This is a genomic window from Candidatus Zixiibacteriota bacterium (genome assembly GCA_026397505.1).
Taxonomy (GTDB): Bacteria; Zixibacteria; MSB-5A5; order GN15; family PGXB01; genus JAPLUR01.
In genome coordinates, this window is the sequence record JAPLUR010000078.1 from 1 (window position 1) to 12,023 (window position 12,023).

9 protein-coding genes and 2 tRNA genes are annotated in these 12,023 nt (G+C 50.1%); 2 read left to right on the plus strand and 9 right to left on the minus strand.

Annotation, left to right across the window (positions count from 1 at the left end; genetic code table 11):
* Positions 1–4 precede the first annotated feature (4 nt).
* From NT002_08390 to NT002_08410, 5 genes are all read right to left on the minus strand, one after another.
* Positions 5–78, minus strand: a tRNA-Arg gene (locus NT002_08390).
* Between the two features lie 118 nt (positions 79–196).
* Positions 197–1,195 (minus strand): protein phosphatase 2C domain-containing protein, encoded by a 999-nt coding sequence (locus tag NT002_08395; protein MCX6829283.1) that lies wholly within the window; start codon positions 1,193–1,195, stop codon positions 197–199.
* 171 nt (positions 1,196–1,366) lie between these two features.
* Positions 1,367–2,389, minus strand: coding sequence for a T9SS type A sorting domain-containing protein (locus NT002_08400; GenBank protein ID MCX6829284.1), 1,023 nt, complete (start codon positions 2,387–2,389; stop codon positions 1,367–1,369).
* A 65-nt stretch (positions 2,390–2,454) separates the two neighbouring features.
* Complete coding sequence (locus NT002_08405) at positions 2,455–7,392, minus strand: Ig-like domain-containing protein (protein MCX6829285.1); 4,938 nt, start codon at positions 7,390–7,392, stop codon at positions 2,455–2,457.
* 319 nt (positions 7,393–7,711) lie between these two features.
* Positions 7,712–8,119 carry a VanZ family protein gene (locus NT002_08410; GenBank protein ID MCX6829286.1) on the minus strand — a complete coding sequence of 136 codons (408 nt, stop codon included), beginning with the start codon at positions 8,117–8,119 and terminating at the stop codon, positions 7,712–7,714.
* 201 nt (positions 8,120–8,320) lie between these two features.
* Here NT002_08410 and NT002_08415 point away from each other — a divergent pair, with 201 nt between their 5' ends.
* Complete coding sequence (locus NT002_08415) at positions 8,321–8,896, plus strand: GNAT family protein (GenBank protein MCX6829287.1); 576 nt, start codon at positions 8,321–8,323, stop codon at positions 8,894–8,896.
* A gap of 117 nt (positions 8,897–9,013) precedes the next feature.
* On the plus strand, positions 9,014–9,451 hold the full coding sequence (locus tag NT002_08420) for a CBS domain-containing protein (GenBank protein MCX6829288.1): 438 nt from the start codon (positions 9,014–9,016) through the stop codon (positions 9,449–9,451).
* A gap of 46 nt (positions 9,452–9,497) precedes the next feature.
* Here NT002_08420 and NT002_08425 read toward each other — a convergent pair whose 3' ends face one another.
* From NT002_08425 to NT002_08440, 4 genes are all read right to left on the minus strand, one after another.
* Entirely contained in the window at positions 9,498–10,685 is a 1,188-nt protein-coding gene (locus NT002_08425; protein ID MCX6829289.1) for a class I SAM-dependent rRNA methyltransferase, read from the minus strand.
* Positions 10,686–10,714: 29 nt separating this feature from the next.
* Positions 10,715–10,789 (minus strand) — tRNA-Pro (locus NT002_08430).
* 57 nt (positions 10,790–10,846) lie between these two features.
* Positions 10,847–11,455 carry an XTP/dITP diphosphatase gene (locus tag NT002_08435; protein ID MCX6829290.1) on the minus strand — a complete coding sequence of 203 codons (609 nt, stop codon included), beginning with the start codon at positions 11,453–11,455 and terminating at the stop codon, positions 10,847–10,849.
* The coding region (locus NT002_08440) for a hypothetical protein (GenBank protein ID MCX6829291.1) at positions 11,452–12,023 on the minus strand (572 nt) is incomplete at its 5' end. The genes NT002_08435 and NT002_08440, both read right to left, overlap by 4 nt.

Consider the following 12,023-nt stretch of genomic DNA (forward strand, 5'->3'; position numbering starts at 1 on the left):
AAAACACGCCCAGGAGGACTTGAACCCCCAACCTTCTGGTCCGTAGCCAGACGCTCTATCCAATTGAGCTATGGGCGCATTCAATAAATTTCCAGCGGCAATATATCCAAGAATCAGCGGTTGTCAATCAAAAACAGTGGAATAAAAAAACTGCCGGCGGCGGCGACGAAGCAACGACAGCCTCCGGAGCCATCCTTCACTTGGAAACAAAATAAATAATCAGAGAGGCAATCACGATAAAGAGTGCGAATATTAATGCCAATGGCGCCCCTTTTTTCTGCTTTTCCCGGCCAATCAGGATCTGTTCGGTTTTCTCACGGCTCTTGACCATGGCCTCGATAATCTGGTTCTCCCGCAGCAGGGCGTCATCCCCTTCCACCGTAAGCGTGACCGGTTTAATTTCTTCAACGTTCGTGTCTTCGTCCACTTCGTCGATCTTTATTGCGGCAACCGTGACATTATCCTGTCCCCCGTGATCGTTGGCCAATTGGATCAGATTATCGACAATCAGATTCACATCGCCATGACAATTCTTGGCGGCCATATAAATTTCATAATCATCGGCATACCCGCAAAGACCATCGGTACAGAGTATATAGATTTCCCCCGGATGCAGCTTGTCGGCGCGAAGGTCTATTTCGACTCTCTCGTTGACTCCCAGAGCGCGCGTGATCACATTCTTACCAACCATTCGCTCCGCCTCTTCATCGGAAAATTGCCCGGATCGTTTCAGTTCCGAGACCCAGGAATGGTCGGCGGTGAGCGCCACCAGGCCACTCTCAGTTAGACGATAAATACGAGAATCGCCAACATGAGCGATATTGATGAGATTTCCGTGCAGAACGGCGACGACAATTGTGGTCCCCATCCCGGTGAAATCGCTGCGCGAACGAGAGCGGATATAAATGCTCCGATTGGCCATCCTGATAGCCTTTGCCAGCAGGTCGCCCTCGCGGGGGAAATGGGCCGGCACCGCCAGAACGGAATCATTGATCAGATCTTCGGCCAGTGAAGAAAAACAATAGCTGATGATATCGCAGGCATCCTTTGAGGCAACCTCTCCGGCCTGATGACCACCCATTCCATCACAAACCATGACCAGATTACTGTCCGGATCAATGCGGAAAGAATCCTCATTCCCTTCTCGAACAAGGCCGCGATCCGATTTCCCGGCAAAAGAAATTTTGAGACTCAATGCTTCTCCACTTCAGAGATTCCTCGGGCCTGACTTAAGGCGAAATTATAAATAAAAGAGTAAGGCGTAACAAGAAAAAAATTTCGATTTTCCCACATTGTTTCTCGGGGGAAAAAATTAAGCCCCGCCGAAACGGGGCTTAAAACAATGCTAACTTTCGGGGCAGAGAAACTATTTCAAAAGAACCATTTTCCTGATATCCGAGGCCCCTCCGGCTTTGAGGCGATACATATAAATGCCGCTGGCCAGTGCATTGGCTGAGTATTCGAAGGTGTGATGCCCCGCCGGTTTCATGCCCAAATCAAACTCATCAACCTTTCTGCCCAGCAGATCATAAATACTGATCTCAACACCGGCCCGGGAAGGAAGGTCAAAAGCGATAGTCGTTGTCGGGTTGAAAGGATTGGGGGCATTCTGATACAATTGAAATCCTCCGGGGACCAGATGGCCGGTCTCACCGGGGATATCCGTCGTGCTGATATATGTTCTGACACTTTCTTCAAAACAGACCGTAGTATCGATACCGGAGCAGACGCGGTAAGAGACAAGATCGCTGGTATCATTGAAGAGAAGGGTCGGGACATAAAGATCGAAATAAACCATGGCGGTTCCACCGGGCAAGGCATAGGAGAAACCGAATTGCGGGTGGATAATCCAGCCGTTGGAAGATGCGGCAAAGACTTTATAGAAATCAATTCCCTCACCGGTATTCCTGACGGTGATGAAATAGCGCACGGTATCGCCCGGAGAAGCATGCTGGCTGATCGGCGGATTCGCACCCGTGATGGAAATGACTGCCGAGGCGGATAGATTGACTTCATGCCGACTGCCCAGGCCGTCCCAGATAGCCGCATCAGGGCCATGAGTCACCGCCTGGCGGCCATTAAGGCTGAAAGTAATAAGGTCGCTCAGTCGAGCCCCCTCATCAATGCCGTCGGTGTGGGAATCATCGCCATAAACCGGCACGAAACCATATTTGCCGGCGACCGTAACCGTATCGGTGCCGCAATGGACACCATCGGGATCATAAGCATCCACAATGGAACCGACCGGTACGGCATTTCCGTTATATGTCGTCGCCGAACCATAGAAATCAACCCAGACGTCAGTCGGGATTACCTGTCCCGAGAGTGAAGAGATCAATAGCAGACTCAATCCTCCGGCTGCCAGAATCTTCAGCAATTTATCACGCACTTAATTCACCTTCCTAAACCGGCCCGCCCAGGGGTGGGCCGGATCGGGGTTTAAAATCAACTATACTACTTCATCAACACCATCTTGCGGGTCTGCTCGAAAGCGGCCGCTTTCAACCGGTAGAAGTAAATACCGGAGGCAACGGCATCGCCGTTTTCATTCCGACCGTCCCAGACCACTTCATTCAGACCGGACTGAGCCATGCCTTCAAAAACGGTGGCCACTTTCTTTCCGAGAACATTATATATCTCAAGCGTGGCATGAGTTGCCGTCGGCACGGTGAACGAAATTGTCGTCGCCGGGTTGAACGGATTGGGATAGTTCTGCAGCAGGCCGAAATCGGTCGGGATAACCGTGCTGCCGCTCTTGCTGGTCAGCGATTTGATTTCCAGCCGATCGCCCATGTCGGACCAGGTGAAAGTCTCACCAGTCGGAACACCGTCAACGACGAGGCTGAATTTCTCACCTTTGGCCAGCCCCTCGCGTTCAGTGGTAGCCGGGTCGTCACCATAGACCGGGACAAACCCGAACTTGCCGTCAGCAGCCACTGTCCCTGCTCCAATGACTCTGCCGTCGACGCCGACCGCGGTAACTTCAGCGCCGGTCGCGACAACCTTATCATCCAATTTCATCTGGTAGGAGTAGAGGTCCATCCAGATTCTGGATGGCATAACCCGATTATTACCGGCCGCGCGGTCAAGCTTGGCCAGACCCTGCGGGAATATGATCTCGGGCCCCATACCCGGGTAAATGAGCATGTCATCGGTATTGACTTTAACCCAGTAGCCGAATCCCGGACGCATCATAAGCAGAGTGGAATAGTCGGGAAGCTTCGGGTCATAAGTAAGTCCGACTCCCTCAAAACCGAGGGCGACAATCAAATTGTCGAGAATGGAACTGAGTGCCATCGGGGTTGAATCCGCAACTTCAGGCATATAGGAAACCAGATTCCAGCCGCCCTCAAGCGCAATTGGAGTCGTCGCGGCCACCGGCACGCCGGTAACCTTCAATGTATCTCCACAATTCATTCGCAGCCAGTAACCATGGAAATGGTCGGTCTCCCATAATGTTGAAAACTGCGGCAATTTGGGATCATATGTAAAACCGCCCTGTTCGAAACCGAGCACCACATCAATGCAGTCGGCCACCGAGGATAGGATCTTCTGGATGGAGTCTATCGGAGTGTCGACATTCCAGGAAATCAGATTCCAGCCTTCCTTGAGAACAATCATCCGATCCTCAACGGTGAATACGTCGAGACAAACCTGGAAATTGTCTCCTTTGGCCGTCCAGATTCTATCACCTATGGCCGTGGCGGGATAACCGTTAATAAAGAATTCGATCGTGTCACCCGGAACGGCGCCTTCGTCTTCAATAGTGAACGGATCATCGCGATAGACCGGCATCAGGCCGTAACTCCCCGGCGTGGTGACATAAAATGTCCCGCAATGAATACCTTGCGGATCGTAGGCATCAACCACCGATCCGGCCGGGAGAGGAACGCCATAGTAGAAGTTGGTGGCGCAGTAGAAATCAACCCACTCGGGAGTCGGCTTGACCGGCGAAACCGGCGTGAGAACGATGTCAAAGCCGGTCATACCGAATGGAATATCGCTCAGCAGCCCGGGATAATACCCCTCTTTATAGGCGTAGGCATCAAAGGGGAATACCCCGCTGGAATGACAGGCAAACTGGCCATTGATATCACTCATCTGCGAAACCATCACGGCGCCGCCGGGGAAATTATCCCAGAGTTCAACTGTGGCGCCGGGGATTTCATTGCCGGCCGTATCGACAACTCTTCCGCAGATATATCCCGGAGTATCACCGATTATGACATGTCCGGGTATGAAAGTGGGTACGATCACATTATGCGCGTCATCGACAAACTGCAAGCTTCCCAGGGTCATGGAAATTACAGTATCAATCATGACAAATCCGGGCGGCGTGGAATCGGGAACCGTGAAATGCAGCTTGGCCAACATACCGCGGCCGATCGGGATTTCCGGTGTGAAACTCGGAATAATCAAGATATGGGCCTGGCGCATGACGTTGTCGAAAGCCACGGCCTTTACATCAACATAGTCAACCCGTGTACCGCCAAAGCTGATGGAATCGAGCTGAACAGCCGAAGAACTCCATTTGAGCGGCAGATTGATGCTGGAAAGCATCTCATCATTCTTGAAATAAATCGGAACCACGATTTCACTGCCCGGAACCGCCGGAACCGATGAAATCCAGAGCGAGTCGCTTGAGGGTTGCTGTTCCAGAACGGTCAGATAGACCGGTATACCCTTTAATAAAGGCATGTATTCACCAGTGTAATCTCTGAGAAGGATCGTATCGCCATAGAAACCAGGCAACAGAGAACGAGCGTCTACTTCAAAATAGACATTCGATGGTGTGGCGTAGAAACCCGAATCGCGCGGTATAATCTTAAGCCAGTTCTCAAAGTTCTCAGCAGTAAAGGGCACGATGCAACCCATTCGCTCATAAACATAGAGTCCCCCATTGTCCACCTGCCCCTGCTGGAGAGTGAAAGAGAACGATTGTGGTATAGTCACAAGATCACGGGAGGTGCAGCCGCTGTCCACATATATGACAATGGGAACGTTGATGCATTTGCCGATTCCATAGCAAATCATTAGGCTGTCGGCGTTGGTACCCAGGTGCAGAAGGTTGGTCTGGAATTTGAGCGGCACAGCCTTGGGGGTGATCAGAGGCAAAACGCTGGGCGTATCGGGATACAACCACGGCTGGAAATTATAAGTCCAGAACGGGATATTCATCCCGTGCGTCTCGAAAATATAAAGGGCCGTATCGGGCAATGAATCTCCCCTCAAAATGTGAAAAACATAATTGGGGGGCAGCGCCACGAGAGTGGTTTCACTCGGCTGGCACTTGATAATGGCCGTCACATCAATTATTTTCGGCGAGTTTACCGCCCCGGGAGCCACTATCGTGAACGAGCCTTGAAGCACGATGGAATCACCAGCATTGGGTCGCAGTGAATCGACCATATAGTTGAGCCAGACTCCAATCGAATCACCGGCGACACCGGAAATCGGTTCAACCCACAACCAGTTGGGAGGCGTTGAATCGATCACCCAATTCAACTGGCCGATGCCGCAATTACTGATATGTATATATTGCGTATCGCGGATCGGCATCGTGTCACACCTGTTGAATGAGAAAAACAGATTATCAGGTTCCACCGCCAGACAGGGATTGTCAATAACTACGTTATTGACAATAATCAGAACCAGTTCCGAATCTTTCAGCTGTCCATCAGAAGCATAGAACCAGACCGGATAATCGCCGGCCTGAGTTGTGTCGGGCGCAAAGCGGAACCAGCCGTAACCATTGCCGGAATCAACAAAGATCGCATTGGGCGGTAGATCTGAAGTGTACAGAGAAGGCACCGTTCCATCGGAGTCGGTCGCATGAGCATACAACATCAGAATCGATCCTTCATCCACGAATTGCGGGCCGGTGGCGATCTTATCAAGTATCGGCGGGCGGTTGACCGCTACAATCGTGAAAATTGCGGCATCCGAATCGGACAGAGCACCGGGGTCGGTCGCCGTGAAGGTAATTGTCTCACTGCCGCCCCACAAAGGATCGGACGTCGTGATGGTCGCTATCCGATTGACAATACTTACATTCAGCACCGTGTTGCCGTTGTAAGACCAGGTCAACTCCGGCTTAGTATTATCCGGATCAGTTACATAGTTGTCCAGAACAATAGGTGTGAATGCGCCACCCCGGGATATGGTCTGGTCCGGTATACCGGAGACAACCGGGGGATCATTAACCGCCGTCACCGTAAAAGTTGCAACATCAGAACCGGTCAGGCCCCCTGGATCGCGGGCTGTAAAGGTAATAGTATCGCTGCCATTCCATTCGGGACCGGGTACGGTGATGGTGGCCACCCGGTTCACAATGCTCACGATCAACCCAGTCTTGCCGCTATAAGTCCAGGTAATCTGGTCATCGGCGTTATCAGGATCGGCAACATAATTATCGAGATTGATGGTGGCGAAGGCTCCGCCCTCGGCAATGGTCTGGTCCGGAATACCGGAAACAACCGGCGCGTCATTGACCGCCGTCACCGTGAAAGTTGCGGCATCAGAAGCGAAGAGAGTGCCGGGGTCGGTCGCCCTGAAAGTGATGGTTTCGCCGCCATTCCAGTCGGCATTGGGGGTGGTGATTGTCGCCACCCGGCTGACAATACTGACCGTCAACTGCGTGTTGCCGCTGTAAGTCCAGGTAATCTGGTTATCGGCGTTATCAGGATCGGTGACATAATTGTCAAGATTTATAGCGGCGAAAGTCCCACCCTCGGATATGGTCTGGTCCGGAATACCGGAAACAACCGGGGGCTGATTTACCGGAGCGGCGGAATCCTGCACCGTCCAGCAGGTGGTCGGGAAAAAGGGGAAAGGCGGTTCAGATTCATCGAAAACCCAGTCATAGGTCTCATTGGCCGCATCACCCTGCTGAATGCAGAAGCTTCCCGAGGTGGCGTTGACCGTCACAGGAAAAACGAGAATTTTCACATCTCCCAGACCGGCTGGATAACCACCCATGAATCCGACGCCGGTATAATTGAAAAGATCGCCCAGATTACCGTTACCTATATCATTCGTAAGATTACCGTCCCAGCTCTCGGTGTAGGTGGTTTTGAATAGATCCCAGAAAGCAACGAATTGAGCTTGAGGCGTGTTTGTCAGTGCCCCCCAGGTTACCGTGGTCACTCCGCCGGAGCCGTTAAATAAGAACGGGCTTGACCAGGTGATACGTGGCTTGGTTCCCCCGGCATAATTACTATAAATGTTAACATCTAAAGCGGCATTTGGCTGAATTTTAATTGTGCCATGATCATTCCATGTGCCTGCACCCGTGACATCGGCGCGAAAAGTCAGTGTCCCATACTGACCATAAGCCGGTGCAAACGGAATCAGAAGAAGACACAGGGCAAGCAAATACCATCTCTGCTTCATTTTGAACTCCTCTTTTGTTTTGATTATACCTATCATTTTCTTTCTAAAATAAAAATATAGCCATACCAAATTGGTTTTGATTACAAAGATGAGACGTGACAAAAAGAAATGCGTGCAAATTAAGTCCTCTCAACCTAAAGACCTGCCTACATCTATAGCCACTAATCCATTCTGTTCAGCAAAGTCGGTACCAGCGCATTCCAAAAATGTTGCGCCTACGCAAGTAAATAAAAAAGAACTCAGCAACAATAAAATAAGACAATGTGAGGCTTTGTCAAGTTAATTAGAGATAAGAGGATACGCAAAATATTGCACATTTTTACGGATTGGCCACGGCGTCCGCAGGCCGACCTTTCTTCCGCCACCAGAGAAACAGGAGAATTATCAACGCACCCAGGACATCAGATATAAAATCCATGGTATCAGGCTGGCGGCCGGGGATCAGCCTCTGAAATGATTCGTCTCCTGCAGCAAAGACGATCATAAAAAAAAGCGAGAGCAGCAACACTGTTCGCGGCCGAAATCGCGGAGATAGATGCGAGAAGGAACGAAAAACTAAAGCCGCGAATATGGCATATTCAATGAAATGAACAACCTTATCAAACTCGAAATGCTTGAAACGGGGCAGATGAAGATTAGAAATCGATGAAAGAGAGATAATCAGCGTCGCATACAGTATGGCCGGCAGATGATAAATGGCAAATGCTTTTAGCTTCCGGCTTTTCATTTCGCCGCTAAACTATCATATCTGTGCCATTATGGCAAGGAAAAGAAATCAATTCACTCTTATGCTCCGGCTAAAACATTCAACCCTTAAAAATTATCTTGACATCACTTCCCTGTCGCGGTTAATAGTCTGCTGATAGACTCCCCGGGTTGAACGAACACGGAAGACAATGACATGAAACATAAATAAGAAGACTCTTATATGACTAAGAAAGACGATTTCAGCCTTTACCCGACTATTCCGGCCATGATCGGCAAAGACCTCTATTTGAAGGTGATGGATGCCGACGATTTTGAAACCACATACTTATGGTTTCTTCATTCCGACCCTCAGTCCCAGACCTGCCACCAGCCAATACTGACCACGCCCCGGGATATGAGTGAAAATGTCCGAAAGAAGGAAAAAAATCCGAACGCGGCCGATTTTATTTTAATCCTTAAAGAAAATAACCGACCGGTCGGCAAACTCCGCTATTTCAATCTGAATATGCTCAATCGCTCCGCCGAACTGGCATATCTGATCGCCCCCGATGATAGAGGTAAGGGATACGCCAAGGAAGCGCTTCGGCTCCTGATAAGATACCTTTTCATTTACCTCGGCCTGAATAAGGTTTATGCCCAGACAGCATCTTTCAACGAACCTTCCGTAAAGCTGCTGAAATCGCTCGATTTTCGTCTCGATGGAACTCTGCGCCAGCACCATTTCTACAAAGGAATTCTGCATGATGATCTGCTCTTTTCCCTTCTAAAATTCGAATGTAATTTTGTCAATGAATAGGAACATGGGACCCGGAAAGTATCTGAAACCGAAGAGCGCCGGCCATTCAATTTTTACCAATATACCTTCTCCGCAGCGTATATCATAAAAATACAGAAACGGAGTCACGGAGGCAGGATGAGAGTCAGTGAAATCTTGAAAGCAAAAGGGTCCCGAGTCGAATCGATTGCGCCCAACAGAACGGTCAGGGAAGCATTGGATGTTATCACCGGCAAAGGTATCGGTTCGCTGCCGGTTCTCGAGGATGATATGCTGGCGGGAATCATCACCGAACGGGATATTCTGCGCCTGGTGGCAAAAGAAGGCGAAGGGGCGCTGTCAAAAACAATCAGGGAAGTGATGACCACCCGGCTGGTGGTTGGGGTACTGGAGGATGAAATCGATATGGTCATGGCCCTGATGACCAATAATCGATTTCGTCATCTGCCGATCATGGATGGCAGAAAAATGGTGGGAATTATCTCCATCGGCGATATTGTGAAAACCCAGGTAAATAATCTGGAAATCGAGAACCGATATCTCATGGATTATATCACCGGCAAATACCCGGGCTGAAAAATATAGCCCGGTGCCGCAGGCAGGGAGATATCATTTTCTGCACTTATCGCCGCACCCGGCAGATAAATGATTTCAAGTAATACGATTCCGGGAAATAGAGCGAAATGGGATGGTCGGGGCTCTGACGCACCATTTTCAATAAATCCAGCCGGACTCCGGCCTGCACCGAGGCTCGCCGCAGAGAATAGGTAAAATCCTCCTCCCTGAAGAACGCCGAGCAACTCGAGGTGACCAGCAGGCCGCCATCTTTGATCAGCCTCATGGCCGCCCGGTTGAGAAAGTGATAAGCCTTCCGTCCGACATCGATGTCAACTTGTGATTTTATCAGGGCCGGGGGATCCATCATTACCATATCATATTCGGGATTGTACCTGGTTGACAACCAGCCGAAGACATCACCTGATTCGGTAGCGCTTAGCCCGGGCGGAATGTCGTTCATCTCGGCATGTACACCACACAATTCCAGGCTCGGTTCCGAACTATCGATATTCAAAACCGATTTGGCTCCACCCGCCAGAGCGGCGGCTGATGCCGCCCCGGTATAAGAAAAAAGATTCAATATGACACGACCCTGAGCGTGCTCCCGGATTTCCTTCCGGAGCTCCTTCTGATCAAGATAAAACCCGGTTTTCTGCCCAAAATTTACATCGGCCACAAAACGGAGACCGTTTTCGCGAAATTCAACCCGCCCGGGATCGGAACCATAGCGAAGAGCCGTTATTTCTTCCAGGCCCTCTTCCCTGCGCACGGAAATGTCGCTCCGCTCGACAATACTCCGGGGACGAAACAGATCGACCAGCGCTTCAATAATCATTTCGCGCAATTGTTCCAGACCGGCGGTGGCGAGTTGTATTACAAAAACGTCTTCATAACGGTCAACTATCAGACCGGGAATGCGGTCGGATTCGCCGAATACGAGGCGGTAGCCGCTGGTCGAACCGGAAGAACCATAGCCCAGAATGGTCCGCAGTGCATCAGCTTCGGTGAATCGCGCCCGAAACCAATCCTTATCGATAACCGCACGGCCAAATTCAAAGACCCGCACCGCAATCATCGATTTGGCCGAATAAGTACCGGTCGCGATTATTACCTCGCCGCTGTCGACCACATGGACCAGACTCCCATGCGCAATATCATCGGGGATTTCGGCCAGCGCGCCCGAGAATATCCAGGGATGACGGAAAATGATATTGGCTTCTTTCCCCGCTTTGAGTTTCAGTATTGGGTACATTTTGTGCGCCTGATCCTAACCACAATAAATCGGGGTGAGAGGATTTGAACCTCCGACATCTTGCTCCCAAAGCAAGTGCGCTAACCGGGCTGCGCCACACCCCGATATTTCCGTTAACCAATATATGGCCGATTATGGCCAAGTCAAGAAAATTGGGGAACTCAGAATTCCTTCTGCCGCAACCGCGCCTTTATGGCTTCCCGAGCCTCTAAAAGCGCCCGTCCCCGATGCGAAACCTTATTTTTCTCTTCCAGACTTATTTGGGCGAAAGTCTTCCCCGCCGGAGGATAGAAGAAAACCGGGTCATATCCAAAACCGGCCGCTCCCGCTTTTTCTTGGGCGATAATGCCGTCAACAATCCCCTCCACCGTTTCGACATCTTTGACATTCCAGGCGATTGCGATGACCGTGCGGAATCGAGCCGCACGTTTATTATCAGGAATCCCGTGCAACTGTCCCAGAAGTTTGCGGTTGTTGTCATCATAGCTGCATCCCGGACCGGCATAGCGGGAGGAGTACACACCCGGGGCGCCGTTGAGATAGGCTACCTCCAGACCGGAATCATCGGCCAGAGCCGGAAACCCGGTGAATTCGGCGATTCCACTGGCCTTGAGAATGGCGTTTTCTTCCAGAGTCTCCCCGGTTTCCTCTACTTCGGGGAAATCAAGAAAATCCTTGAAGGTCAGGATGGTTATGGGAAGATCTTCAAGGAGATGCGTTATCTCCCTGATTTTATCCTGGTTTTTGGTCGCAAGAACAAGCTGCATCAATTCCTGCCCGATAAGTGATACTTAAATGTGTCCAGCGTAATGATCAAAGAGTTTTCAATTGTAACTCCAATCATCACTATGTTGTTGAAGATTAATTTGAGATTCGAATTGTCAACAGGAATTGAAATGGCTGAAGCAATATCTTGCGGATCTGAGGGTGTCAATAAGACTCCAACCTTTTCCGCGTGGCGTCCAAGCTCAGGAGGAAGCGTGCCCTTAACCAAAAATGGGTGTTTCAGTTTGTTATAAATGACCCGCAGCCTATCAGTCTCTCTTTGCTTTCTTAACGCGACAATATTGGCGGCAGTATCCCGATATAGTATATCCACCTTGTCTTCTGACAATCCCTTAAATTCGCTGTATTTCATTGGTTCCAAAAAGCCAAAGCATTTTACAAGCCCCGAAGCAAAGTCCGTCGCATTTATAAATTCATTCAGTTCTTGACTGTTATAATGAATCAAAGTATCAAGAAATACAGCTTCCTTCGTATCATTCTGCATCTTTATTGCATATAAAAATACAAAGAGTTCATCAATTGCCCCAGCATATTCGACATATATTTTAGCCC